This is a genomic window from Stenotrophomonas sp. BIO128-Bstrain, assembly GCF_030128875.1.
Taxonomy (GTDB): Bacteria; Pseudomonadota; Gammaproteobacteria; order Xanthomonadales; family Xanthomonadaceae; genus Stenotrophomonas; species Stenotrophomonas bentonitica_A.
Map to the genome: position 1 here is coordinate 3,686,403 of NZ_CP124620.1, position 26,053 is coordinate 3,712,455.

The 26,053-nt window shown below is 67.3% G+C and carries 22 protein-coding genes; 9 read left to right on the forward strand and 13 right to left on the reverse strand.

Features of this window, described 5'->3' with window-relative positions; all coding sequences use genetic code 11:
* Positions 1-125: 125 nt before the first annotated feature.
* From POS15_RS16845 to POS15_RS16855, 3 genes are read left to right on the forward strand one after another with little or no spacing between them, the layout of a single operon-like run.
* Positions 126-1,289, forward strand: coding sequence for an isovaleryl-CoA dehydrogenase (locus POS15_RS16845; RefSeq protein ID WP_019184850.1), 1,164 nt, complete (start codon positions 126-128; stop codon positions 1,287-1,289).
* A gap of 10 nt (positions 1,290-1,299) precedes the next feature.
* Positions 1,300-2,910, forward strand: a complete 1,611-nt coding sequence (locus POS15_RS16850) for a carboxyl transferase domain-containing protein (RefSeq protein ID WP_284128537.1) — start codon at positions 1,300-1,302, stop codon at positions 2,908-2,910.
* Between the two features lie 55 nt (positions 2,911-2,965).
* A complete protein-coding gene (locus tag POS15_RS16855; RefSeq protein WP_026070053.1) occupies positions 2,966-4,972 on the forward strand; it encodes an acetyl/propionyl/methylcrotonyl-CoA carboxylase subunit alpha in 2,007 nt (668 codons plus the stop codon).
* Between the two features lie 15 nt (positions 4,973-4,987).
* Here POS15_RS16855 and POS15_RS16860 read toward each other — a convergent pair whose 3' ends face one another.
* On the reverse strand, positions 4,988-6,166 hold the full coding sequence (locus POS15_RS16860) for a putative peptide maturation dehydrogenase (protein ID WP_284129662.1): 1,179 nt from the start codon (positions 6,164-6,166) through the stop codon (positions 4,988-4,990).
* A 171-nt stretch (positions 6,167-6,337) separates the two neighbouring features.
* Between POS15_RS16860 and POS15_RS16865 the strand changes: the two genes are divergently transcribed.
* On the forward strand, positions 6,338-6,637 hold the full coding sequence (locus POS15_RS16865) for an NHLP-related RiPP peptide (protein ID WP_019184854.1): 300 nt from the start codon (positions 6,338-6,340) through the stop codon (positions 6,635-6,637).
* Here the strand turns inward: POS15_RS16865 and POS15_RS16870 are convergent.
* From POS15_RS16870 to aceB, 4 genes are all read right to left on the reverse strand, one after another.
* Positions 6,624-9,158: a putative peptide modification system cyclase gene (locus tag POS15_RS16870; protein ID WP_284128538.1), complete on the reverse strand. Its 2,535-nt coding sequence runs from the start codon at positions 9,156-9,158 to the stop codon at positions 6,624-6,626. The genes POS15_RS16865 and POS15_RS16870 overlap by 14 nt on opposite strands.
* Before the next feature lie 13 nt (positions 9,159-9,171).
* A complete protein-coding gene (locus tag POS15_RS16875) occupies positions 9,172-10,218 on the reverse strand; it encodes a GGDEF domain-containing protein (RefSeq protein WP_019184856.1) in 1,047 nt (348 codons plus the stop codon).
* A gap of 223 nt (positions 10,219-10,441) precedes the next feature.
* A complete protein-coding gene (gene aceA / locus POS15_RS16880) occupies positions 10,442-11,734 on the reverse strand; it encodes an isocitrate lyase (protein ID WP_284128539.1) in 1,293 nt (430 codons plus the stop codon).
* A gap of 52 nt (positions 11,735-11,786) precedes the next feature.
* Positions 11,787-13,433: a malate synthase A gene (aceB, locus tag POS15_RS16885; protein ID WP_284128540.1), complete on the reverse strand. Its 1,647-nt coding sequence runs from the start codon at positions 13,431-13,433 to the stop codon at positions 11,787-11,789.
* A gap of 108 nt (positions 13,434-13,541) precedes the next feature.
* Between aceB and POS15_RS16890 the strand changes: the two genes are divergently transcribed.
* Together POS15_RS16890 and POS15_RS16895 are read left to right on the forward strand one after the other, a co-directional pair.
* Complete coding sequence (locus tag POS15_RS16890; protein ID WP_284128541.1) at positions 13,542-14,507, forward strand: LysR substrate-binding domain-containing protein; 966 nt, start codon at positions 13,542-13,544, stop codon at positions 14,505-14,507.
* Between the two features lie 10 nt (positions 14,508-14,517).
* Positions 14,518-15,420 (forward strand): LysR substrate-binding domain-containing protein, encoded by a 903-nt coding sequence (locus tag POS15_RS16895; protein WP_019184860.1) that lies wholly within the window; start codon positions 14,518-14,520, stop codon positions 15,418-15,420.
* Here the strand turns inward: POS15_RS16895 and POS15_RS16900 are convergent.
* Together POS15_RS16900 and lepB are read right to left on the reverse strand one after the other, a co-directional pair.
* The gene (locus POS15_RS16900; protein ID WP_284128542.1) at positions 15,410-16,687 is read right to left on the reverse strand and encodes an MFS transporter; all 1,278 of its coding nucleotides are present in this window, start codon (positions 16,685-16,687) and stop codon (positions 15,410-15,412) included. The genes POS15_RS16895 and POS15_RS16900 overlap by 11 nt on opposite strands.
* 132 nt (positions 16,688-16,819) lie before the next feature.
* Positions 16,820-17,449, reverse strand: a complete 630-nt coding sequence (gene lepB, locus POS15_RS16905; protein ID WP_284128543.1) for a signal peptidase I — start codon at positions 17,447-17,449, stop codon at positions 16,820-16,822.
* A 178-nt stretch (positions 17,450-17,627) separates the two neighbouring features.
* Between lepB and POS15_RS16910 the strand changes: the two genes are divergently transcribed.
* Positions 17,628-18,038 (forward strand): hypothetical protein, encoded by a 411-nt coding sequence (locus POS15_RS16910; protein ID WP_284128544.1) that lies wholly within the window; start codon positions 17,628-17,630, stop codon positions 18,036-18,038.
* Positions 18,039-18,041: 3 nt separating this feature from the next.
* Positions 18,042-18,491 carry a 3-dehydroquinate dehydratase gene (locus tag POS15_RS16915; RefSeq protein ID WP_046272278.1) on the forward strand — a complete coding sequence of 150 codons (450 nt, stop codon included), beginning with the start codon at positions 18,042-18,044 and terminating at the stop codon, positions 18,489-18,491.
* Positions 18,492-18,907: 416 nt separating this feature from the next.
* Here POS15_RS16915 and dcp read toward each other — a convergent pair whose 3' ends face one another.
* From dcp to arfB, 3 genes are all read right to left on the reverse strand, one after another.
* Positions 18,908-21,064 carry a peptidyl-dipeptidase Dcp gene (gene dcp, locus POS15_RS16920; protein WP_284128545.1) on the reverse strand — a complete coding sequence of 719 codons (2,157 nt, stop codon included), beginning with the start codon at positions 21,062-21,064 and terminating at the stop codon, positions 18,908-18,910.
* A 146-nt stretch (positions 21,065-21,210) separates the two neighbouring features.
* Entirely contained in the window at positions 21,211-21,771 is a 561-nt protein-coding gene (locus tag POS15_RS16925; RefSeq protein ID WP_235318846.1) for a lysophospholipid acyltransferase family protein, read from the reverse strand.
* Positions 21,772-21,817: 46 nt separating this feature from the next.
* Positions 21,818-22,249 carry an alternative ribosome rescue aminoacyl-tRNA hydrolase ArfB gene (arfB, locus tag POS15_RS16930; RefSeq protein WP_019184867.1) on the reverse strand — a complete coding sequence of 144 codons (432 nt, stop codon included), beginning with the start codon at positions 22,247-22,249 and terminating at the stop codon, positions 21,818-21,820.
* A gap of 138 nt (positions 22,250-22,387) precedes the next feature.
* On the opposite strand from arfB, the gene POS15_RS16935 reads away from it, so the two are divergent.
* Positions 22,388-22,924 (forward strand): DUF2059 domain-containing protein, encoded by a 537-nt coding sequence (locus POS15_RS16935; RefSeq protein WP_019184868.1) that lies wholly within the window; start codon positions 22,388-22,390, stop codon positions 22,922-22,924.
* 55 nt (positions 22,925-22,979) lie between these two features.
* On the opposite strand, the gene POS15_RS16940 is transcribed toward POS15_RS16935, so the two are convergent.
* The 3 genes from POS15_RS16940 to POS15_RS16950 are packed head-to-tail and all read right to left on the reverse strand — an operon-like array spanning position 22,980 to position 26,019.
* Entirely contained in the window at positions 22,980-23,726 is a 747-nt protein-coding gene (locus POS15_RS16940) for a pseudouridine synthase (protein ID WP_046272360.1), read from the reverse strand.
* Positions 23,723-25,381, reverse strand: a complete 1,659-nt coding sequence (ubiB, locus tag POS15_RS16945) for a ubiquinone biosynthesis regulatory protein kinase UbiB (RefSeq protein ID WP_284128546.1) — start codon at positions 25,379-25,381, stop codon at positions 23,723-23,725. The genes POS15_RS16940 and ubiB overlap by 4 nt, the downstream gene beginning before the upstream one ends.
* Positions 25,378-26,019, reverse strand: a complete 642-nt coding sequence (locus tag POS15_RS16950) for an SCP2 sterol-binding domain-containing protein (protein ID WP_019184871.1) — start codon at positions 26,017-26,019, stop codon at positions 25,378-25,380. Before POS15_RS16950 ends, ubiB begins: the two co-directional genes overlap by 4 nt.
* Positions 26,020-26,053 lie beyond the last annotated feature (34 nt).

The following is a 26,053-nucleotide window of genomic DNA, read 5'->3' on the forward strand; positions in this document are numbered from 1 at the left end:
TTTGAATTTGTGTTCACTTCTTTGTCGAACCCGGCTACGCTGGGGGTACATCGCCCGCGGGACGGCCCCGTCAGCCCGTCCATCCCTCCCGGCGCGTCCCATCCCTTGTTGTTGCGGAGTCGCCCATGCACGTCCCGACCATGAACTTCGATCTCGGCGAAGAGATCGACCTGCTGCGCCAGAGCGTGGCCCATTTTGCCTCCGCTGAAATCGCCCCGCTGGCGGCCAAGGCCGACGAAGAGAATCTGTTCCCCAATGCGCTGTGGCGCAAGCTCGGCGAGCAGGGCCTGCTCGGCCTGACCGTGGAAGAGGAATACGGCGGCAGCGGCATGGGCTACCTCGCGCACGTGGTGGCGATGGAAGAGATCTCGCGTGCCTCCGGTGGCATCGCGCTGTCCTACGGGGCGCACTCCAACCTGTGCGTGAACCAGCTGCGCAAGAACGGCAACGAAGACCAGAAGCAGCGCTACCTGCCCGGCCTGTGCAGCGGCGAGCTGGTCGGCGCGCTGGCGATGAGCGAGCCGGGCGCCGGCTCGGACGTGGTCTCGATGAAGCTGCGCGCGGACAAGCGTGGCGATCACTACGTGCTCAACGGCAACAAGATGTGGATCACCAACGGCCCGGATGCCGATGTGCTGGTGGTCTACGCCAAGACCGATCCGGATGCGGGTGCCAAGGGCATCACCGCGTTCCTGATCGAGAAGGGCATGAAGGGCTTCTCCACCGCACAGAAGCTGGACAAGCTGGGCATGCGCGGCTCCAACACCTGCGAGCTGGTGTTCGAGGATTGCGAAGTGCCCGAAGCCAACGTGCTTGGCGTGGTCGGCGGTGGCGTCAAGGTGCTGATGTCCGGTCTGGACTATGAGCGCGTGGTGCTGTCCGGTGGCCCGCTCGGCCTGATGGCTGCGGCCATGGACGTGGTGATGCCGTACGTGCACGAGCGCAAGCAGTTCGGCGAGGCGATCGGCACCTTCCAGCTGATCCAGGCCAAGCTGGCCGACATGTACGTGGGCCTCAACGCCTGCCGCGCCTATGTCTACGCGGTGGCCCGCGCCTGCGACCAGGGCCGCACCACGCGCCAGGACGCGGCCGGCGCCATCCTGTATTCGGCCGAGAAGGCCACCTGGCTGACCGGGCAGGCGATCCAGATCCTGGGCGGCAACGGCTACATCAACGAGTACCCGACCGGACGGCTGTGGCGCGATGCCAAGCTGTATGAAATCGGCGCCGGCACCTCGGAGATCCGCCGCATGCTGATCGGCCGCGAACTGTTCCAGCGCACCAAGTAAGGGCCCTGCCATGACCGTATTGAGCACCCAGCTGCAACCGGGCAGCGACACCTTCGAGGCCAACCGCGCCGCGCTGCAGGCGGTGGTCGACGACCTGCGCGCCACCCTGGCGCAGACCGCGCTGGGCGGCAGCGAAGCGGCACGCGCCAAGCACACCGCACGCGGCAAGCTGCTGGTCCGTGAGCGCATCGATGCCCTGCTCGACCCGGGCAGCGCCTTCCTGGAAATCGCCCCGCTGGCCGCGCACGGCATGTATGGCGACCCGATCCCCAGCGCCGGCGTGGTCGCCGGCATCGGCCGGGTTTCCGGAGTGGAGTGCGTGATCGTGGCCAACGATGCCACGGTCAAGGGTGGCACCTACTACCCGATGACGGTCAAGAAGCACCTGCGCGCGCAGGAAGTGGCCGAGCAGAACCGCCTGCCCTGCATCTACCTGGTGGATTCGGGCGGCGCATTCCTGCCGCTGCAGGACGAGGTGTTCCCGGACCGCGACCATTTCGGCCGGATCTTCTACAACCAGGCCAACCTGTCCGCGCAGGGCATTCCGCAGATCGCCTGCGTGATGGGCAGCTGCACCGCCGGTGGCGCCTACGTGCCGGCGATGAGCGATGAAACGGTGATCGTGCGCGAGCAGGGCACCATCTTCCTCGGCGGCCCGCCGCTGGTGAAAGCGGCCACCGGTGAAGTGGTCACCGCCGAAGAACTGGGCGGTGCCGATGTGCACACGCGCATCTCCGGCGTGGCCGACCACATGGCCGACAACGACCTGCAGGCGCTGGCCCGGGTCCGCGCGATCATCGCCCAGCTCAACTGGCGCAAGCCCGAGCCGGCGCTGGCGGTGCAGGCCCCGGTGGAACCGCGGCATCCGGCCCACGAGCTGTATGGCGTGATTCCGGCCGACACGCGCAAGCCCTACGACGTGCGCGAAGTGATCCTGCGCCTGGTCGACGATTCGCGCTTCGATGAGTTCAAGCCGCGCTACGGCAACACCCTGGTCACCGGCTTCGCGCATCTGCACGGCTACCCGGTGGGCATCATCGCCAACAACGGCATCCTGTTCTCCGAGTCCGCGCTGAAGGGCGCGCACTTCATCGAACTGTGCACGCAGCGCGGCATTCCGCTGGTGTTCCTGCAGAACATCACCGGCTTCATGGTCGGCCGCAAGTACGAGCACGGCGGCATCGCCAAGGACGGGGCCAAGCTGGTGATGGCCGTGGCCTGCGCCAAGGTGCCCAAGTTCACCGTGGTGATCGGCGGCTCGTTCGGCGCCGGCAACTACGGCATGTGCGGCCGCGCCTACTCGCCCAACTTCCTGTGGATGTGGCCGAACGCACGCATCGGCGTGATGGGCGGCGAGCAGGCCGCCAGCGTGCTGGCCACGGTCAAGCGCGATGGCATCGAAGCCAAGGGCGGGCAGTGGTCGGCCGAGGAAGAAGACGGCTTCAAATCACCGATCCGCGAGCAGTTCGAATCGCAGGGCCACCCCTACTACGCCAGCGCCCGGCTCTGGGATGACGGCGTGATCGATCCGGCCGACACCCGTCGTGTGCTGGGCCTGGCGCTGTCGGCCAGCCTCAACGCCCCGGCGAAGAAGACCGACTTCGGCGTGTTCCGCATGTAATGCACGGGCGGTGCCGCCTGGCACCGCCGCCCCTGGCCCGCGCAACGAGACCACCATGTTCACCAAGATCCTGATCGCCAACCGTGGCGAAATCGCCTGCCGCGTCATCGCTACCTGCCAGCGCCTGGGCATCGCCACCGTGGCGGTGTACTCCGACGCCGACCGCAACGCGCGCCACGTGCGCCTGGCCGACGAGGCCATCGCGATCGGCCCGGCACCGGCGCGTGAGAGCTACCTGCGCGGCGACGCCATCCTGGCCGCCGCCCGCCGCACCGGCGCGCAGGCGATCCATCCCGGCTACGGCTTCCTCTCGGAGAACGCCGGTTTCGCGCAGGCCTGCGCCGAGGCGGGCATCGTCTTCATCGGCCCCTCTGCGGCGGCGATCCGCGCGATGGGCGACAAGAGCGCGGCCAAGGCGCTGATGCAGCAGGCCGGCGTGCCGCTGACCCCGGGCTACCACGGCGACGAGCAGATCCCCGAGTTCCTGCGCAAGCAGGCCGACAGCATCGGCTATCCGGTGCTGATCAAGGCCAGCGCCGGCGGCGGTGGCAAGGGCATGCGCCGCGTGGACGACAGCGCGACCTTCACCGAGGCGCTGGCCAGCTGCCAGCGTGAGGCGCAGTCGGCGTTCGGCAACGCACACGTGCTGGTGGAGAAGTATGTCGAGCGCCCGCGCCACATCGAGATCCAGGTGTTCGGCGACAGCCACGGCAACGTGGTGTACCTGTTCGAGCGCGACTGCTCGGTGCAGCGCCGCCATCAGAAGGTGCTGGAAGAAGCGCCTGCCCCCGGCATGACGCCCGAGCGCCGCGCCGCGATGGGCAAGGCCGCCGTCGATGCCGCGCGCGCGGTCAACTACGTCGGCGCGGGCACGGTGGAGTTCATCGCCGGCCCCGATGGCGATTTCTACTTCATGGAAATGAACACCCGCCTGCAGGTGGAGCACCCGGTCACCGAGTGCATCACCGGCACCGACCTGGTCGAGTGGCAGCTGCGCGTGGCCAGCGGTGAGCCGCTGCCGCTGCAGCAGGATCAGTTGCAGATCCGCGGGCACGCACTGGAAGCCCGCCTGTACGCCGAAGACGCCGACCGCGGTTTCCTGCCGTCCACCGGCACCCTGCGCCACCTGCGCCTGCCGGCCAACACCGCGCACGTGCGCGTGGACGCCGGTGTCGAACAGGGCGATGCGATCACCCCGTTCTACGACCCGATGATCGCCAAGCTGATCGTCTGGGATGTCGACCGCGACGCCGCGCTGCGCCGCATGCAGCAGGCGCTGGCCGAGTGCGAAGTGGTTGGCGTGACTACCAATGCCGCCTTCCTGCGCCGGCTGGTGATGACCGATTCGTTTACCCAGGCCAAGCTGGACACCGCGCTGATCGAGCGCGAGCAGGCCGCCCTCACCCCCAACGACAACGACAGCGATCCGGCACTCTGGGCGCTCGCCGCGATCGCCGGCGTGGCCACCAGCGAGGCTGCCAGCCGTGATGCGCGTGACCCGCACTCGCCGTGGCAGGCCCAGGATGGCTGGCGCCTGGGCGCGGCCGCCGCACGCGCGCTGACGCTGGAGCACCGAGGTGCCCAGCGCAGCGTGACCGTGCAGGGCGCGGGCACGGGCACGGGCACGGGCGAACATTGGACCGTCCACATGGACGGCAACGCGCTGCAGGGCAGCGGCCGCCTGGCCGGTGATGCACTGCGCGTACAGATCGGCGAGCAGCTGCACCGCGCCACCGTCATCCGCGACGGCAACGAGCTGTACCTGTTCGGCAGCGAAGGCGTGCAGCGCTTCACTCTGCATGATCCGGTCAGCGAAGCGGACCAGTCCGTTGCCGATGCCGGCAGCCTGGTCGCGCCGATGCCGGGTCGTATCGTGGCCACGCTGGTGGCACCGGGCATGGCGGTCAAACGCGGCGCGCCGCTGCTGGTGCTGGAAGCGATGAAGATGGAGCACACGCTGCAGGCGCCGGCCGATGGCACCGTGCAGGGCTACCGGGTGAAAGCCGGAGACCAGGTGGGCGATGGGGCGGTGCTGGTGGATTTCGAGGCGGACGGGGCCTGAGCCCCGCTCGTCCGCTCAGCCAACCCGCTGCCAGACCTGCTCCAGTGGATCAAGCTCGGCTGTCTGCATGTGCTGGCCGCGCCAGCCGAACCCGCAGACCGCCAGCGCTCCCTGCCGGATAGGATCCAGGCCAAAGCCGCGCTCGAGATGCTTTTCATTGATCGCACCGGTGATGAACGCCCCCAGGCCCAGGTCGGTTGCAGATAGGTACAGCGTCTGCGACAGATGCCCCGCCTCCAGGGTCACGACCCGGTATCCCTTGGCGTGGCGGCGGTACTTCCAGAACGTTCGATCGAAGCGTGGGACCAGGGCGACCAAGCAATGTGCATTGGCAAACCAGTGCTGCTGGCCGACGCTCTCCATGATGAAGTCGCGCAGTGGCCGTTCCGGGTCCGGCAGGGGCACCAGGTCGTGGCTATCGGCACGGTACCGGTAGAGGCCGGGGCGCACGCCGTCCACGTTCTGCACGACCAGATAGGCCTCGATGGGGTGGAGGCCCCCGCCGGAGGGACTGTTCTTCTTGTGGAAAACCAGGTCCGGTCCCACTCTTACCTGTGACTGGGCGCCAAATACTCTTGCCAGCATCTGGGTGAACATGGGTAACGGCAGGACGCGGGAATCGTCGAAGTTCCTGCAGGTTGCGCGCCGCAGCAGCAGCGCATCGAACTCCGTCGGCTCGGTGTGCGGCAACACGATCGCCTCGACTTCACCGCGTGTCGCGGTGTTCGCTGGCGGCGGACCAAGTACCTCGCGCATTCCCTTGGCCGTATCGGTGCCGCCATCCACGGTGTTCTTTACCGCATCCACGGCATCCCAGCGGGTGAATGCGTGCAGGATGGCCGCCAAAGGATGCCAGTGACTGTCGCGCAGGCGCTGGTCATTGGCCAAATGCACTGCCGCGGTACTGTCGGTTTCCGATTGCTCGAGCAGCACCAGCCCGGCATCGACCAAGGCAGCCTGCTCATCACCGTGCATCCCGATGCTGTCGGCCCAAACCCATTGGCTCGGACCGAGCACGCCCAGCAGATCGCGCTGACGGGGGCTGACCGGCACCGGTCCATCCAGGTGGGGGGCCAAAGCCGTCCACCCCAGGCTGCGAACCATTCCATTGCCGCCGCTGAGCAGATTCTGCAACTGGAACTCCACTGTTTCGCGTGGCTCGAACAACACGACTTCGCAGCGACGTATCCGCACTGTGGGACTCTCCGACTTCACCGGCACCGCGCCGTCGTCCTGCCATATCGGCACGGGACGTCCAATCTGTACCGACTCAACGAGTGCTAAAGCCTGGTCGATCGCGGTCGATGTTGCTCTCTGATCCGTGCTCTCGCGGCTCCCAAACCGATTCGATTGAAGGAAGTAGCCATGTCGTTGCCGCCCCTGGAACCCGCCATCGCCCTGGCCTTGATTTGCCGCCTGGGAACCGATGATACGTTCCGTGCACTGTTCGCCTCCGATCCCGCCGCCGCGCTGGTGGAGATCGGCATGTCCACCGCAGACGCTGCGGCGCTCGGTGTCTGCTGCGAAGTCAATGAGCTTGCCGCCAAGAGCGACATTCTGGCGGCCAAACAGGAGCTGCAGGACATGTTCACGTCGCTGCAGAATCAGACCGTTCCGGCACTGGACGCCAACCCGGCAGGCAGCCACACGCTCAAGGGTCCGTAAGCAGGTCCGCGGCGGCAAGCCCAGCAACACGCTTGCCACCGCGCAACTCTGCCGCAATACGGCTGGCGGCATTGCTGTCGGTAATGTTCATCGCCTGCATGCAATACCCGCAATCGAGTTCGGCATACGCCATGCCACGATTGCTGCGGAGAAAATCCGCCTGTGCCAGGGCCTCGCTGTTCCTCCCCAATGCACGCAGCGTATTCATCGCCGCGACGCGTGTCTGGAATCTGGACGTATCGCGCAGGAAAGGCCGTAGCTTCTGCATGGCCGCAGGCGCGTCGCCGGTCAGGCGGAGGCGTTCGGCGGCGACCACTGCCCGCATTTCGTCCAGTGCAGTCGCACCACCGGCATCACGGCCGCTGTGGATCACGCCCAGCACGCGGCTGCTGGTGTCCATGTCGCCCATGCGGGCAGCCAACAATGCCGTGCCCATGGCCATCATGGCATCTTCGCTGGCGTCCGGATTGCCCTTGTCAGCCAATCGCTTCAATGCACTGTCCGCTGCTGCGCGCACATTCTTCAGCGCAGCTTCGCGGTTGCCAGCCGCCCATTGCACCGTCGCCTGTGGCAGCAGATACAACTGGCGATCAAAACCTGTTTCGCCCGCCATTGCACTGACGCCCGCAGCCGCCTCTGCTTCGGCACGTTGCCACTGGCCGCGATCCGCCGCAATGGAAATCCGCTCCACACCCGCGTGCCGGTTGTGGGTGGATTGGGCCAGGTGCTTATCTGCTTCAGCATAGTTGCGCTCGCTCGCCGCAACAGCAGCGAGATAGCGATGGCTGGCGGTACGGCCACCAGCAACAGCCGTTTCCAGCGCGCGTCGCGCGCCAGCCTGGTCGCCCTTGGCCAAGGCGATGCGCCCCAGTTGGTCGTAGGCGATATTGGAGAGCTCAAAACGGCTGTCCGCTGCGCGGCTGGCATAGGTGAACGCCTCTGCGTAGCGATTGTCGGTATATAGCCAGATAGCGGCATTGTGCTGCGCCGAGAAATAATCCGGATAAAGGCTCGCCAGCTGCATCCAGGCATCGGCGGCCTTGGACTGATCGGTCAACGTGGTGAACCATGCGTCCAGATACAGCTCTTCGCGAGCCGGCAGTCTGTACGACAGCGACTTCAGGCGACGCACCACTGCCAGGGCGCCAGGCTTGTCGACATCGGCAACGCGCGCACGCACCTGGCCCATCCACGCAAGGGCAAAATTCGGATCCAGCTGGACAGACCGCTCATACATGGCCAGGGCCCCCCGGTAGTCTCCCTCGCCGTAACGGCGCTGGCCAAGCGCGTACGCACGCAATGCATCCAGGCTCGAGGTGGTGACCAGCGGCAACGGCATCGAGTCGACCTTGAGCCTGGCTTTGCCTTCTCCCAACTGATCGCGCAGCCGTGTCGTGACCTGGTCGATCGAACCAAGAAGCGACTGCACACCTTCACCGTCGGCAGAGGCAACCGCCAGGGTTTGCTGTGAATGCGGTTCAAGCACCTCTACGCTGATCCGCGCGCGCCCGCCCATCTCGCTGACGGTCGGCAGCAGGACCAGCTGGGCGCCCGCGCGCAGCGCGACTTCGGATGCAGAGGTCGCATCCAGTGGTGCGCCTGGCTGCCGGCGCATCAACTCCATGATGCCGCGCGCCTTCATGTCACTCAGCACGTTGACGTGCCGGGACTGTTCCAGGCTGATTCGGAATGCCTGCTGCAACGAATCATCCAGAACCACATTGCCCGTCAGGTTGCGCACGTCGCCGATGACCACCCAATCCCGTTCGGCGAAGGCGATGGCCGGCTCCGGACGCAGCAGCATCCACGCACCCACACCGGCCACGACCACCAACAGTACCTCGGCAGCCAAAGCCGCCGGCTGCCGCCACAACGGAAGGTCGCGCCGCGCCTTCGCATTACCGCGCGGCATCCGCAGCGGTGCGAACCCGATTTCACCTACCTCGAACACCTCTTGTCTGGCCGGCACTCCCTTGAACCGCCAGCGGCCGTGCGACCTCCACAGCAGCTGTTCACCGCGCTCGCCCAGTTCACCGGTGGCGCGATGGGTCAATGATTCGGCCACCGCCGAGAGCAGTATCTGTCCTGGCCGCGCCAGGGTCATGAGCCGTGCGGCCATCGGCTTGGCCAGGCCCTCCACCTCCAGCGACTTGGCGCCCACCTTGATCGCTTCGGGACTGTTCTCCCACGTCAGCACTTCGCCCACATGCAGGCCTGCGCGCGCACGCAGCACGATGTTGCGTTGCTTGCCGATCTCCTGCAGGCCGCGTTGGTAATCCAGCGCAAACCCCAACGCATCGATCGCACGATCAAACAGCAGGAACAGCCCGTCGGAGCGGTCGATCTGATGACCATTCCACTGCTGCTGCAGCGTCAACACCAACCGGTCGTGCTGCTGGAACAGTTCCGCCGCCGCCGCATCACCGATGCGCTCCACCAGGATCAACGAGTCGCACAGATCGGTGAACAGCAGCGCCCGCATCTGCGGGGCCTGGGTCGACGTTCCGTTGTCGCCGTTCATGCCGATCTCCCGATCAGGGGGTGGCGGTCGCTGATCGCGACCAGTGCAATCGGTTGCCGCCCAGCCGTTTGGCCTGGTACAGCGCATTGTCGGCGCGAGCGTACCACTCGCTCCAATCGGTCTGCGGGTCGATCAGGCAGACCCCGATGCTGACCGGGCACACGTGCGGCACGCCGTGGGCGCGGCCGATCAGGCCATGCACCGCGCTGAGAATGAACTCGGCGGCGTGCTGCAGGCTGTCCTGGTCGGCGCTGCGCAGCAGCAGGCAGAATTCGTCGCCGCCCAGCCGGCAGGCCACGTCCGGCTCGGTGGCCACCGAGCGCAGGATGTTGGCCACGCTCTGCAGCACGCGGTCGCCGGCCTGGTGGCCGTGCACATCGTTGACCTGCTTGAACTGGTCGCAGTCGATCAGCAGCAGGCCCTGCGGCGCGCTGCCTTCCTGCGCACGGCAGTCCTGCAGGTAGAGCGCCAGGCCGCGCCGGTTGTGCAGGCCGGTCAGCTCGTCGGTGCGCACCAGCTCGCGGGTGTGGGTGAGCTGGTGGGTGGTGACGTAGAGGTTGTCCAGCGCGGTTTCGAGATCGTGGTTGCGGCGGCGCAGCTGGCGGATCAGCACCTGCTCGTTGCTCACCACTCGCATGATCGTGCGGCGCAGGAAGTAGGCCAGCAGGCCAGGGTCGCGGTCGACCAGACGCTGGAAATCGTCGTGGTCCAGTTCCAGCACGATGCTGTCCTGGACCGCACGCGCGCCGGCCGTGCGCTGGTGGTCGCCGATCAGCAGGCCCAGCTCGCCGAAGAATTCATTGGGACCGAGTGACTTCACGACGAGGTCTTCGCCGAAGTCCAGTTCGATGCAGCCGCTGACGATCACGTACATCGTGTTGCCGGCGTGGCCGCGATGGAACAGATGGGTGCCTGAGGGCAGCTTGCGTTGCCGGCCGAATTCGGAGAACAATGCGGACTCGCCGTTGCTCAGGATGGCGTGCACGATCTCAGCCATCGCCTTGCGGTCGATGTCTGATTCCTGTTCGCACATGATCGCCGCCGCACCCTTGCCGGTCATTTCCGAACACCCGCTTTTCAGCGTCCCCCTGGTGAGCGATGGAGGATAGCACTCCTCAAAACTGTGCGCCCTATCCCATTTCCGACTTTTACCCCCCAAGATCGTGAAAACACGCGCGTTCTACCGCGTCTGACGATGTGAAGAGCCGGGTCCGGAGACGACACAGGGCGGCAGGTCCTCCAACCGGCCGCCCTGTGGGCCTACCCTGGCCGTCCTTGCCGGGTCAGGCCGCGCGTTCGGCGTTGAACTGCTCCTCCTCGGTGGACCCGCTCAGGGCGGTGGTCGAGGACTGGCCCTGCTGGATCGCCTGGGTCACCGCGTCGAAGTAGCCGGTGCCGACCTCGCGCTGGTGCTTGACCGCCGTGAAGCCGCGGTCGGCGGCGGCGAACTCGGCTTCCTGCAGCTCCACGAAGGCGCTCATCTGGCGGCGGGCGTAGCCGTGGGCCAGGTTGAACATCGAGTAGTTCAGGGCGTGGAAGCCGGCCAGGGTGATGAACTGGAACTTGTAGCCATATTTGGCGATCTCCTTCTGGAAGGTCGCGATGGTGGCGTCGTCCAGGTTCTTCTTCCAGTTGAAGCTGGGCGAGCAGTTATAGGCCAGCAGCTTGCCCGGGAACTTGGCGTGGATCGCTTCGGCGAACTTGCGCGCAAACTCCAGGTCCGGCTTGCCGGTCTCGCACCAGATCAGGTCGGCGTAGGGGGCATACGCCAGGCCGCGGCTGATGGCCTGGTCCAGGCCGTTGCGGGTCTTGTAGAAGCCTTCCACGGTGCGCTCGCCGGTGGTGAACGGCTGGTCGTTGCCATCCACATCGCTGGTCAGCAGGTCGGCCGCCTCGGCATCGGTACGCGCGACCAGCAGGGTCGGGACGCCCATCACATCGGCAGCCAGGCGCGCGGCGTTGAGCTTCTCGATGGCCTCGCGGGTGGGCACCAGCACCTTGCCGCCCATGTGCCCGCACTTCTTCACCGAGGCCAGCTGGTCCTCGAAGTGCACGCCGGCCGCGCCGGCCTCGATCATCGCCTTCATCAGCTCGAAGGCATTGAGCACGCCGCCGAACCCGGCTTCGGCATCGGCCACGATTGGCTGCAGGAAGTCGATGTCATCCTTGCCTTCGGCATGGTGCAGCTGATCGGCGCGCAGCAGGGTGTTGTTGATGCGCTTGACCACCGCCGGCACCGAATCGGCCGGGTACAGCGACTGGTCCGGGTACATCTGGCCGGCCAGGTTGGCATCGGCGGCGACCTGCCAGCCGGACAGGTAGATCGCATTCAGGCCGGCTTTGACCTGCTGCATGGCCTGGTTGCCGGTCAGCGCGCCCAGCGCGTTGACGAAGTCCTTTTCCTGCAGGTACGTCCACAGCTTCTCCGCGCCCAGCCGCGCCAGCGAGTGCTCCACGTGCACGGTGCCACGCAGGCGCACCACATCGGCGGCGGTGTAGTTGCGGGTGATTCCGGCCCAGCGCGGGTCGGTGTTCCAAGCGTGCTGGATCTGTTCGGCGGTCTGCAGGGTGCTCATGTCGAATCTCCAAATGGAACGGATGCGGTAACAGCAGGTGGATGGCGGGTGGTCAGTCGAGGCGGTCGTAGGCCGGCAGGGTCAGGAAGTCGGTGAGCTCCTCGCGGCGGCTGAGGTCGGCCAGCAGCGCGATGGACTCGGGGATGCGGGCGCTGCCGGGCAGCGCGGCGCTATCGCCCAGCCGCGCCGGCAGCTGGGCCAGGGTGGCGTCGAGCAGGGCCAGGTCGATGGCGGTGCCGTCGTCCAGGTGCTGGCCGGGGGTATGCAGCCACTGCCACAGCTGGCTGCGGCTGATCTCGGCGGTGGCCGCGTCTTCCATCAGGTGGTGGATCGGCACGCAGCCGTTGCCGTCCAGCCAGGCGGCCAGGTAGCGCACGCAGACTTCCACGTTGCCCTCGAAACCGGCGCGGGTGATGGTGCCGGTGGGCGCGGCGATCAGGTCATCGCGGCCCACCTGCACGTCGTTGCGCAGCACGCGATGCTGGTTCGGTCCGGGCATGTGTTCGTCGAAGATCGCCTGCGCGACCGGGATCAGCACGGGATGGGCGACCCAGGTCCCGTCATGGCCGGCAGTGACCTCGCGCAGCTTGTCCGCCCGCACCCGCGCCATCGCCTGCTCGTTGGCGGCCGCGTCGTGGTTGATCGGAATCTGCGCGGCCATGCCACCCATCGCATGCGCGCCGCGGCGGTGACAGGTGCGGATCAGCAGCTCCGAATAGGCCTTCAGGAACGGCTGGGTCATCGTCACCTGGCCGCGCTCGGGCAGCACCTTGTCGGCGTGCCGGCGGAAGGTCTTGATGTAGGAAAAAATGTAGTCCCAGCGGCCACAGTTCAGTCCGACGATGCGGTCGCGCAGCGCGTGCAGGATCTCATCCATCTCGAACACCGCCGGCAGCGTTTCGATCAGCACGGTGACCTTGATCTGCCCATGCGGCAGCCCGAGCATGCCCTCGATGTGCGACAGCGCGGTCTCCCACAGCGCCGCCTCTTCCATGCTCTGCAGCTTGGGCAGGTAGAAGTACGGCCCCCGCTGCCTGCACATCAGGGTGCGGGCGTTGTGGAAGGCGAACACCGCCGCATCGAACAGGCCACCGGCGATCGGCTGGCCATCGATGCGCACGTGCTTCTCATCCAGGTGCCAGCCCCGCGGGCGGACGATCAGCACGGCCTGCTCGTTGAACGGACGCAGGCTGTACTGCTTGCCCGGCTTCCCATCCACGGACGGGCCGGTGTGGGTCAGATCGCCCCGCACCGCGCCGATCAGCGCCTGCTGGCCGGCCAGCAGATTGCGCCAGGCCGGGGCGGTGGAATCCTCGAAGTCGGCCATGAAGACCTTGGCGCCGGAGTTCAGCGCGTTGATGACCATCTTCGGGTCGGTCGGGCCGGTGATCTCCACCCGGCGGTCCTGCAGTGCCTCCGGCAGCGGGGCGACGTGCCAGTCGCTGGCGCGGATCTCGGCGGTATCGGCACGGAAGTCCGGCAGGCCGCCGCCATCGAAGAACGCTTGGCGGGCCACCCGCGCCTGCAGCCGGCGCTGACGCTCCGGCTCCACCGCCCGGTGCAGCGACACCAGCAGCGCCAGTACCCCCGCCGGCAGCAGCGCGGACTGGCCCGCCAGCTGGGTGGTGAGGGCAATGCCGGGGGTGGCCGGTGCATCGGCGGGGGTGGGCTGGGCGGTGGCGTAAGCGACGGCGGACATGGCGGGCTCCTGCGGTGCGGTTGAGCTCCACCGTGCGCCGCCGTGCCGATATTTGACAAAGCAGTTATTGCAATGGCTTACATAAGGCGTGCTTATACTCATGACGCCATGACCACGCCGCGCACGCCAAGCCCCCGGTTTTCCTACAAATCCGACCGGCTCAAACCGCTGCGGGCGTTCTGCCAGACCGTCCGCCTCGGCTCAGTCTCACGGGCAGCTGAGGCGCTGTTCGTCAGTCAGCCGGCCATCAGCCAGCAGCTGCAGGCGCTGGAGCGCGAGTTGGGCGTCAGCCTGTTCGAGCGCAGCGGCCGCCGCCTGGTGCCCAGCCGCGAAGGGCAGCTGCTGTATGAAATGGCGCTGCCGCTGGTGGAGAACCTGGACGGGCTCGAGGCCAGCTTCCGCGACAAGGTGAAGGGGCTGGATGCCGGCGAGCTCAACATCGCGGCCAACAGCTCGACCATCCTGTACCTGCTGCCGCGCATCGTGGAGCGCTTCCGCCAGCGCCACCCGGATGTCCGCCTGACCCTGCACAACGCGATCAGCGCCGACGGCACCGACCTGCTGCGCAGCGATGCGGCCGACCTGGCGGTGGGCTCGATGACCGACGTGCCGGCCGACCTCAGCTACGCCCCGGCCTACCGCTTCGAACAGGTGCTGATCGCCCCGCCCGAGCACCCGCTGGCGCATGGCGAGCTGAGCCTGGAGGCGATCTCGCGGTACCCGCTGGTGCTGCCGCCCAAACGCCAGATCACGTACCGGCTGGTGGACCAGGTGTTCCAGCGGCATCGGCTGCCCTACACCGTCGCGCTCGAGGTCGGCGGCTGGGAAGTGATCAAGCAATACGTGGCGATGGGCATGGGCATCTCGATCGTGCCGGCGCTCTGCCTCCACGATGCCGACCGCGAGAAGCTGGTGACGCGCTCGATGAGTGCGTGGTTCCCGGAGCGGAGTTATGGCGTGATCGTGCGCCGCGGGCGGTTTCTGTCACCGCAGGCGCGGGCATTCATCGAGCTGATCCAGCCGGACCTGTTCAGTCCGCGCAGCTATGATGAAAGTGGTCATTCCGAGCGCTGACGCACGCCCCATGTCCATCGAACTCCGCCACCTGCGCTACTTCCTGGCCGTCGCCGAGACGCTGCACTTCGGCCGCGCGGCCGAGCGGCTGGGCATGTCGCAGCCGCCGCTCAGCCAGCAGATCCGCCAGCTGGAAACGCTGCTCGGCGCGCGGTTGTTCCTGCGTGCGAACCGCCGGGTGGAACTGACCGACGCCGGTCGCGTGCTGCAGGAGCAGGCGCGTGAGGTGCTGGCGCGGGTGGATACCGCGATCGATCTGACCCAGCGCGCGCAGCGCGGGGAAACCGGTGAGCTGCGCATCGGGCTGACCCGGGCCACACCGCTGTCCACGCAGATTCCGCGCGCGATCTTCGCCTACCGTCAGCAATTCCCGCAGGTGCAGTTGAAACTGCGCGAGATGAATACCCTGCAGCAGATCGATGCGCTGATGGCCGGCGAGCTGGATGTCGGGTTGATCCGCAAACGTGCCCTGCCCGCGCCGCTGATGTCACGCAAGCTCTTCAGTGATCCACTTGCGCTGGTGGTGCACGACCAGCATCCGCTGGTGCGTGGGTTGCCGGCCGATGCGGCGGTGGCGCTGCGGCTGTTCGCGCATGAGCCGTTTGTCGGTTTCCTGCGCGAGGTGGGTGCGGGCATCCACGATCATGTCATCGCGCTGTGCCGCAGCGCGGGGTTCACCCCACGCATCGTGCAGGAGGCAGGGGAAGCCTCGACACTCATCAGCCTGGCGGCCTCGGGGCTGGGGGTAACGGTACTGCCTGCCTCGTGCTGCCATATCCAGGTGGACGGCGCGCGCTTCGTCGCACTCAGTGATCGCGCGGCCAGTTCCGAAGTGCACGTCGCCTGCCGACGCGGTGCGGCGTCGCCCCTGATCGGTCACTTCACCCGGCTGCTGCAGGGTGTCAGCGGCTGAGCGCGAGCGTAGCGGTACCCGGTTGCACGCGCTGGCCCAGGCGCCAGGCGATCACGCCACCGGCTACAGTCAGTACGCCGACGAAGCCGCACACGCCCAGCCAGTCCCAGCGGGTGTAGAACACGCCGCCGAGCACGCCGCCCACGCTGGAGCCCAGGTAGTAGGCGAACAAATACAGGGCGGACGCTTCGGCGCGCATCGCACCGGCGCGGCTGCCAACCCAGCTGCTGGCCACCGAGTGGCCGCCGAAGAAGCCGAACGTCACCAGCGCGATGCCGGCCGCCATGCAGCCCAGCCACGGCATCGCCAGCAGCACGATGCCCAGCGCGATCAATCCGTAGCAGATCGCCAGCACGCGGCTGCGGCCATGGCGGTTGGCCTGCTGCCCCATCCACGCCGAGCTGAAGGTGCCGACCAGATACACGCTGAAGATCAAACCGACCACGGTCTGGCTGAGGCCATACGGGGGTGCCAGCAGGTGGAAACCGAGGTAGTTGTAGAGGGTGACGAACACGCCCATCAGCACGAAGGCGGTCGCGAACAGCCACGGCAGACCGGGATCGCCGAACAGGCTGCGCCAGCGCGCCGGCAGTTCGCGCAGGCCGCCACGGCGGCTCTGGAAGTGGCGCGATGGCGGCAGCTGGATCCATAGCAGCACGGTACTGAGCAGCGCGATCAGCGACACCACGCCGATGCCCCAGCGCCAGCCCCAATGGTCGGCCACGATACCCGCGATGAGACGACCGCTCATGCCGCCGATCGCGTTGCCGCCGATGTACAGGCCCATCGCCAGGCCCAGCGCGCGGCTGTCCATTTCTTCGGCGAGGTAGGTCATGCCCACCGCCGGTACGCCACTGAGCGCGATGCCGAGCAGCGTGCGCAGCACCAGCAACGTGGTCCAGTCATCCACCATCGCGGTGGCCACAGACAATACGCTTGACGCCAGCAGCGCCGCGACTATCACGCTGCGGCGCCCGATGCGGTCGGAGATCAATCCCGCGATCAGCATGGAGACCGCCAGCAGACCGGTGCTCAGCGACAGGGTCAGCGCGCTGTTGGCTGCGGAGACGCCGAAGTGGCGACTGAATTCGGGCAGCAGCGGCTGCACTGTGTAGAGCAGCCCGAAGGTGGAGAAGCCGGCCAGGAACAGCGCGGCCGCCGTGCGCCGGAAGGCCGGGGTGCCCTGCTGGATCTGATCGCCGGCCGCCGCTGCGCTGGTAGTGGCCGGGGGGCTGCGGTCGGGGACCGCTGCGGTGTCGCCATTCATGCCGGTAAGGCCCGCGTGCGTGGGCCGGAGCGAGGAGTCAGCGCTCAGGATAGGCAGCGCCGGCAGGTCGATCCATAACCTGATAGGTCTGAATCGAGACGTTGAATATATCGATTCAGTTCGCTACCCGGATTACAGCGTCTGCCAGGTCAGGCCTTCGCCGCGCCGGTAGTAAACATGCGAGGCCTTGCCGTACAGCGCGCTGGCCTGGACCAGGCCGAAGAAGCGGCCGTCGGCACTGTTGCCGCGGTGGTCGCCGAGCATCAGCACCTGCCCGGCGGGTACGGTCAGGCCGGTGATGTCCGGGCCACCGCCCTGGCCCAGATCCAGCTGCGCCAGATGCTGGCCGAAGTCCTCGATCTCACCCACCCCGGCCTGGGCCAGCGGATGGCCGTTGATGCTCAGGTGGCCGTCGTGCAGCTCGACCCGATCCCCGCCGACCGCCGCGATGCGCTTGATCAGGCGGGTGCCGTCCTGCGGGGAATCGAACACCGCCACGTCGCCGCGCTGCGGCTGGCCGGTGTGCAGCAGCTCCACCGAGGTGAACGGCAGGCGCACGCCGTAGGCGCGCATGTCCACCACCACCCGGTCGCCCGGCATCAGCGTGTGCTGCATCGAGCCGCTGGGCACCTGGTAGTGGTTGGCCAGGGTGTCGCGCGCCGCGGCGAGCAGGCCGAGCATGACCAGCAGCGGCAGCGCTTCTTTCTTGAGCCAGCGCAGCAGGCGGTGGTCGTTGGGGGCAGCGGCGGCGGGGGTGTCCATACGGGCGCTCCAGGAAGTGTGTGGCTGTGACCGAATGGACGGCGGGCAAGTTCCCTGCCCCGCGCTGAAAAAGCTACGCACTGTTTACGCAGGGGCCGCCCGGTCGGCATCGCGGTTTTACGGGGCGCGGCCGCATCGTGGCGACACCGCGCCGAAGGGCGCTTCGAAGAGACGCTCCATGACCATCCTGCTGATCCGGCACACACCGTCGAACGCCGTGCCGGACGCGTCGCCGCTGCCTGCGCGGGTTGCCGGACACCGCCTGGCCTGCCGTGACTGTAACTCCCTGCCGGCCCTGGTGCGCTGTCTGCAGCGTGCCCAGCGCAGCCGCCCGGCGCTGGTCCTGATCGCCACCGCAGCGGTCGATGCACCGCAGTGGGCCCGCTACGGCCAGGCGCTGCGCACCGCGCTGGAGGACCTGCCGGCGCCGTACATCGAGATGGCCAGCAACGACGACGACGCGCTGGACGAGCACCTGCATCCGCAACATGCCCCGGCCGCGCGGGTGGTGTGCAGCAGCGGCCGCCAGGATGCGTGTCGCCTGTCGCTGGCGATCGCCGCCCATCGCCTGCAGACCGTGGAGGGCTGAGCCATGTCGATCTTCATCATCCGCGGGCCGGAAGCGGCCGGGCAGCTGATCCGTACCGCGCAGCCGCTGCCGGCGCTGGTCCTGAAATCCCTGGTGCACCGTGCGATCGATGCGGGCACCACGGTGGCGATCCGCGCGTGCGGCTCGGAGCAGGAGTTGCTGGACGCCCTGCGCGTGGCCGATCACAGCCGTGGCGAAGTCACCCTGCTCGATCCGGGTGCGTGCGTGGACAGCGCGCGCCTGCAGCGCCTGCTGCCGCATCTGCACAACGCCTACGTGGAAGTGCACGACGACGATGCGCGCGCACCGGAAGCGTGCCTGCCAGCGGATGTGGGCCAGCGCATCGGCGTGGCGCGCGGCTACTGCGCGCAGAGTTACATGCACGCGCTGGAGATCGCGCTCGATCACCTGGGGTGCAGTGAGATCGCCGAAGGCGTGCACGTGGGGACGTGAGGGATGCGGGCTAGTCGGTGGATCGGGCGCTGGGGCCCCATGCCCTTTCCGGCGAATGTCCTCCGGCGTCGGCCTACGGCCGCCCCCTCCCCCTTTATTTCGCCTCCAAGGGCATGGGGCCCCAACGCCCGACCCACCGACCAGCGCCAGACGCCTGGCTTCCGCCTGCCTCCCGCAGCCGAGCCCCGTAGCGGCCGGTAGGCTCCTGGGCAAAATCAAGGAGGAGGCCGCGTGGCGGCCGGGGGACATTTGCGCCAGGGGCCTATCGGCCGCTACGGGGCCCTCGAGCTCGCAGAAGACCCCAGCGGAGCAGCAACCCAAAAAAAACGGCAGGGTTTTCCCCTGCCGTTTTCGTTTCAGCGTGTACCGGTGGCAAGCGTACCGACCAACGGTCGGTACCTACCGGGATGCCGCGATTACTTCAGGCCACGATTGACCAGCAGCGACTCCACCGACGGATCCTTGCCGCGGAACTCGCGGTACAGATCCGCCAGCTCCACGCTGTTGCCGCGCGAGAGGATCTTGTCGCGGAACACCTGGCCGTTCTCCGGGGTCAGGCCACCGTTCTCCTTGAACCACTCGAAGGCGTCATGGTCGAGCACTTCGGCCCAGAAGTAGGCGTAGTAGCCGGACGAATAACCGCCGCCCCAGATGTGGTCGAAGTAGCTGGTGCGGTAGCGCGGCGGCACCTGCGGCAGGTCGACCTTGAACTTCTTCAACGCGGCCGCTTCAAACGGCGCCACGTCCTGCAGCTTGGCGTCGGCCGGCTGGGTGTGCCAGGCCAGGTCGAGCAGGGCCGCCGAGAGGTACTCGGTGGTCGCATAGCCCTGGTTGAAGGTGCGGGCCTTGAGGATCTTGTCGACCAGCGCCTGCGGCATCGGCTCGCCGGTCTTGTAGTTCTTGGCGTAGTTGGCGAAGACCTTCGGGTCCAGCGCCCAATGCTCGTTGAACTGCGAGGGGAACTCGACGAAGTCGCGCGAGGTGCTGGTACCGGCGATGGACGGGTACTTCACCTTCGAGAACATGCCGTGCAGCGCGTGGCCGAACTCATGGAACATCGTGGTCACGTCATCGAAGCTCAGCAGCGCGGGCTGGCCGGCGGCGGGCTTGGTGAAGTTGCACACGTTGTAGACCACCGGCTTGGCACCGGTCAGGCCGTCCTGTTCGACGAACACATCCATCCAGGCGCCGCCGGACTTGCTGTCGCGCTTGAAGTAGTCGGTGTAGAACAGGGCCAGCGAGGTGCCGTCCTTGTCGAACACTTCATAGACCTTCATGTCCGGATGGTAGGTCGGGATATCGGTACGCGGCTTGAAGGTGATGCCGTACAGCTGCGTGGCGGCGTAGAAGACGCCGTTCTGCAGCACGTTGTCCATCTCGAAGTACGGCTTGATCTGCGATTCGTCCAGGTCGTACTGCGCCTTGCGCACCTGTTCGGCGTAGAAGTCCCAATCGGAGGCAGCGAGCTTGAAACCGCCCTTCTGTGCGTCGATCACCTTCTGCATTTCGCTGATTTCGCCACGCGCCTTGGCGGTCGCGGCCGGCACGGTGTCGGTCAGCAGCTTGAGTGCGGCGGCCGGGGTCTTGGCCATCTGGTCGGCCAGGCTGTAGGCGGCGTAGTTCTCGAAGCCGAGCAGTTTGGCCTTCTGCGCGCGCAGCTGGGCCAGGCGCTGGATGGTCTCGCGTGTGTCGTTGGCGTCGCCCTTTTCAGCACGGGTTTCCGACGCCTTGAGCACGGCGGCGCGCTGCTCGCGGTCGCTCAGTGAGCCGAGCACCGGCTGCTGGGTGGTGTTCTGCAGCGGCAGCAGGTACTTGCCATCGAGGTTGCGGGCCTTGGCATCGGCGGCGGCGGTGTTGATCGCATCCTCGTCCAGGCCGGCCAGCTTGGCCTTGTCATCGACCACCACGGCACCGGCGGCGGTCGCAGCCACCAGACGGGTGTGGAACTGCGTGGCCAGCGTGGTTTCTTCCACGTTGAGCTTGCGCAGCGAGGCCTTGTCGGCATCGTTCAACTGCGCGCCGGCGCGCACGAACTCCTGGTAGTCACGCTCGACCAGGCGCTTCTGCACCGGGTCCAGGCCCAGCGCGTCGCGCTGGTCGTAGATGGTCTTGATGCGGGCGAACAGCTTCGGGTCGAGGTTGATCTCGTCCTGGTGCTCGGCCAGCTTCGGGGCGACTTCTTCCTGCACCTTCTGGCGTGCATCGTTGGTGTCGGCCTGGACCAGGCCGAAGAAGATGCGCGACACGCGGGTCAGGGTCTCGCCGCTGCGCTCCAGCGCTTCGATGGTGTTGTCGAAGGTGGCCGGCTCGGGGTTGTCGGCGATCTTGCGGACTTCGGCCAGGTGCTGCTTCATGCCCTCGTTGAAGGCCGGCAGGTAGTCGCTGTCCTTGATCCTGTCGAACGGCGGGGCCTGGAACGGCAGCGTGCTGGCGCTCAACAGCGGGTTGGCCGAGGCGTCGGCCGGCTGTTGGGTCGGGGCGGGCTGGGTATCGGTCACGGGGGTGGACTCCTTGCCGGAACAGGCCGCCAGCGCCAGGCTGATGGCAGCGGCCAAAACTACGGTACGCGACATGAAACGGGCTCCTTGGATGAGGGCGCGGGACGGAAAATCCCGCAGCCGGTCACCCTACTCCCAAAGCCCGCAGGCGGCATGTGCCGGTCGTGGCGCGTGGCTGTGCGGGCCGTGGGGGCTACCCCGCCCGACCCGCCTGGCGGCGTTCAGACGGTGCCGCGGGTCTTGCCCTGCCAGGGGCGGTAGTACTCGCGGATCGCAGCCATGTCGGCCACGTCGTTGCCGGTGGGATGGAACAGCGGACCGATGCCGATGGTCTTTTCCGGGTAGTGGAAGTACGCGGCCAGCACCGGCACGTCGGCCATGCGCGCGATCTTGAGGAAGCCGGCCTTCCAGTGCTGCACCGCTTTGCGCGTGCCTTCCGGGGTGATCGCGTACCACAGGCGGTCCGAGCCCCGGATCAGGCTGACCGCCTGTTCCACGGTGCCCTGCGGCGAGCTGCGGTCCAGCGGGATGACGCCCAGCTTGCGCAGCAGCGGCCCCAGCGGCCACCAGAACAGCGAGGCCTTGCCCAGCACCTTGACCTGCATGCCCAGTGCGATCTTCGCTGCCATGCCCCAGAAGCCGTCCCAGTTGGACGAATGCGGGGCGATGATGAAGACCAGCTTGGGTACGTCCGGCAGGGTGCCGGTCACTTTCCAGCCGCCCAGGCGCAGCGTGCAGCGGGCCAGCCAGCGGAGGAAGCGGTTCGGTTTGACCTGCGGCATGTTCGGCGGAACCACCGGCAACAGCGGACTTCGGTTGTTCAAGCAATCACTCCCAATTGCGTGTGGTGCGCCCGCGCTTGATCTGCGCGCGCCCCTTTTTGGCGTCCAGACGACGCAGTTTCGACCCGTAGGTCGGCTTGGTGGCCACGCGCGCCTTGGGCACGCTCAGCCCCGCCTGGATGAAGGCGGCCAGTCGATCGCGCGCGTCCTCGCGGTTACGGTCCTGGGTACGGAAACGCTGTGCATCGATGACCAGCACGCCTTCGCCGGTCATGCGCCGGTCGCGGCGGGCCAGCAGGCGCGCGCGCAACGGCTCGGGCAACGAAGGCGAGCCGGCCACGTCGAAGCGCAGTTCGACGGCGGTGGAGACCTTGTTGACGTTCTGGCCACCGGCACCGCTGGCGCGCACGAACCGCTCGACGAGTTCCGTCTCCGGAATCGTCAGGTGCGCGCTGATGGTGACTGGCCCGTTGCCCATGGGCGGCATTGTAAGGGGAGGACCCGCCGGCCGGGTGACTGCAACGTGCGTGGATGTCGCCGATAACGTCCTCAATTACGGCCTGATGACGCCATCGCAGGTATTCTCCGGACTCCACGCAACGCAGGATGCTCCGCCATGTCACTGATCCGCCCGCTGGCCCGCCGCGGCCTGACCCGCTTCACCCTGGCCCTCGCGCTGGGCCTGGCCGCGATCGCGCCGGCGCTGGCCGCGCCGCCGTCGGATGCCGACATCAACCGCCTGCTGGCCGCCTCGCGCGCGCAGAGCATGCTCGATACGATGCTGCCGCAGATCGAGGCGATGCAGCGCCAGCAGTTCCAGCAGGTGGCCCAGCAGCGTCAGCTGGATGCGACACAGCAGGCGCAGCTGCAGCGGATCGAGCAGCGGACCAGCCAGACGGTGCGCCAGGCGTTGTCGTGGAAGGAACTGCGGCCGATGTACGTGGATCTGTACAAGCAGACCTTCAGCAAGGAAGACGTGCTGGCGATGGCCGAGTTCTATGAGAGCTCGGCCGGGCAGAGCCTGTTGGACAAGACGCCGGCGCTGATGCAGAACGTGATGGTGGCGATCCAGGCCAAGATGCAGCCGCTGTTCGTGGATCTGCAGAAGGACCTGGAAGCGATCGTCAATGAGCCGGCGCCGGCAAAAAAATAACCGGTAGAGCCGACCGTTGGTCGGCTGTCGTGAAGTAGAGCCGACCGTTGGTCGGCTATCGCACGTCCCAACCAAACAGATCCATCGCCTTGCGGAATTCCCCGTCTACCGGCGCGCTGATGTCCATCGGCGTGCCGTCCGGATGCGGGAAGCGCAGGCGCTCGGCGTGCAGCAGCATGCGGTGGATGCCCTGCATGCGGAAGCTGCGGTTGTGGCGACCGTCGCCGTGGCTGGTGTCGCCGATCAGGTGATGCGAGAGGTGCTTGAGGTGGCGGCGGATCTGGCGGAACCGGCCGGTCTGCGGCTGGCAGCGCAGCAGGGCGTAACGTGAGGTCTCGAACCCGCCCATCGGAATGGCGATCTCGCCCACGGCGACGCGCTGGAAGTGGGTGATCGCCTGCTTCTTGACCGGCTTGCCGGGGCCGCCATCCAGGTCGTGATCGACGGTGAAGGCCTCGTCGGCCGGCCAGCCACGGCAGATCGCCAGATAATCCTTGGTGACGTCGCCGCCCATCAGCGATTTGCCGAGCACGCTGGCGCTTTCGCGATCAAAGGCAAGCAGCAAGCAGCCGCTGGTGGCGCGGTCCAGGCGGTGGACGAGGAAGATCGGCTTGCCGAGCTGTTCGCGCAGGCGGTCGGCGAGGAAGTCGTCTTCGCCCCGGGCAAGCTTGCTGTCGTGGACCATCAGCCCGGCGGGCTTGTTGACCACGGCGAGCTGGTCGTCCAGGTGCAGCAGCTGCAGGGGCGGAAGCGCCGCCGGCACCTCGGCGATGGCCTCGGCCTGCAGCTCGATCGCGCTCATCGGCGCCACCAGGCACTGGCCAGCGAGAACACGCCCGCCGCGCCGGTCACCCAGCTCCACACCGGGGCATCGCCGAAGTACCAGCCGCCCGGCTGCAGGCCATACAGCACCGCAGCGACGATCATCAGGCCGACGCCGGCGATTGCGGCCACCGCGCGCTTCTGCAGCTTCTGCACGCTGACGTTCAACGCCGCCAGATCGCGCGAGCGCATCGACAATTCGTGGTCGCCTTCCACCTGCTGGCGCAGCCAGGCATGGACCAGGCGCGGCATGTCCGGGGTATGCGTCATGATTTCAGGCAGGCGCTTGCGCACTTCCTTGAGCACGCGGCGCGGGCTGTAACGTTCGCGCAGGATGCGTTCGAGCACCGGCCGTGCGACCGCCCAGATATCCAGTTCCGGATCGAGCTGACGGCCGACGCCTTCGATGTTGAGCAGGGTCTTCTGCAGCAGGATCAGCTGCGGCTGCAACGTGAGCTCGTAACGCTGGGCCACCCGGAACAGCTTGATCAGCACCTCGGCCAGCGAGATCTGCGACAGCGGGCGGGTGAAATAGGGTTCGCACACCGAGCGCGCGGCCGCTTCCAGCTCATCGATGCGCACGTTGTTGGGCATCCAGCCGGCTTCGACATGCAGCGCGGCCATGCGCCGGTAATCCTTGTTGAAGATGGCCATGAAGTTCTCGGCCAGGTAGTACTGATCTTCTTCGGAGAGCTGGCCCATGATGCCGAAATCCAGCGCGATGAAGCGCGGGTTGTCCCGGCGCGCCGGATCGGTGTCGACCCAGATGTTGCCGGCGTGCGCATCGGCGTGGAAGAAGTTGTCGCGGAACACCTGGGTGTAGAACACCCGCACGCCCTTGGCAGCCAGGGCCTTGCGGTCGATCCCGGCCTTGTCCAGCGCGACGATGTCATCCGACGGGATGCCCCACACGCGCTCCAGGGTCAGCGCGCGTTCGGCGGTGTGGCTCCAGATCACCTCGGGCACGTACAGATCGTCCGAGTCGATCCAGTTGCGGCGCAGCACGCTGGCATTGGCGCCTTCGCGCTGCAGATCCAGCTCGGCGGCCAGGGTGTTTTCGACTTCGGCGACCACTTCGCGCGGGCGGATTTTGTCGGCGCGCGGGTGCGCGCGTTCGATCAGCGCGGCGGCCGACTTCAGCAGCGCGATGTCCGCGTCGATCTGCTTTTCAATGTCCGGGCGCAGCACCTTGACCACCACCTGGCGTCCATCGGCCAGCGTGGCCGCGTGCACCTGCGCGATCGAGGCCGAGGCCAGCGGCTGCAGATCGAAGCTGGCGAACGCTTCGCTGACCGGGCGGCCTAGCGCACGTTCGACGATCGCCTGCGCGGTGGCGCCATCGAACGGCTTGACCCGGTCCTGCAGCAGGGTGAGCTCGTTGGCGACATCGGCCGGGATCAGGTCGCGGCGGGTGGAGAGGATCTGGCCGACCTTGACGAAGATCGGGCCGAGGTCCTGCAGCGCCAGGCGCAGGCGCGCGCCGCGCGACTGTGCGGCGATGTCGGCCGAGGCGCGTGGCACGAACGGTTTTGCCAGGCGCAGCCAGCGTTCGGCCGGGGTGCCCTGGAGCAGATCGTCGAGGCGGTAGCGCAGGATGATGCGGCCGATGCGGCTGGCCCGGAAGATCGCCTTCATGCGCCCACCTGCCGCAGGCGCTGGACGCGCACGGCCATGCGTTCAACGTCGTCGCGCATCACGTCCACATCGTCGTGGAAGGCATCCAGTTCTGCTCGGGGTACCACGTCGCGCGACTCCTCGGTGACAAATTCAGCGGCGCTGTGCGCCAGGTCGGACGCGCCGCGGCGCGCGTGCTGCAGTGCCGAGCGCAGGGTGTTGGCGATCTGCACGCCCATCACCTCGCCGAACACGCGCACGAACGGCTGCTGCCAGTCCGGATCGAAACGGGTCGCCAGCTGCTGCAGGCGGCGGGCCAGTTCGGCATCACCGGAGACCTTGACCCGCCCGGCCGGCGCATCACCGCCACGGCGGGCGTTGGCCAGGAACGGCAGCTGGGCCAGCACCCCGCCCAGCGTGCTGCGCACGGCCAGGTCCGGCTCCTGCTGCGGATCGACCGGGCCGACCGTGAGCCGCTCACCGTCCACCCCGATCCGCATCGCCAGCGCGGGCGATTCCAGGGTCAGGGCGATGTGGCGGCCATCCAGCGCGGCCAGCGCGCTGCGGGTGTCCGGGTCCAGCGCCAGTGCGCGGTTGAGCGTGAGCTGCAGCGCATTGCCAGCCAGCGGCTTGAGGGAAGAGAGCAGGGAACGGGCCATCACCGCATTCTACCGCGCGCCCTTGAACGGCGGG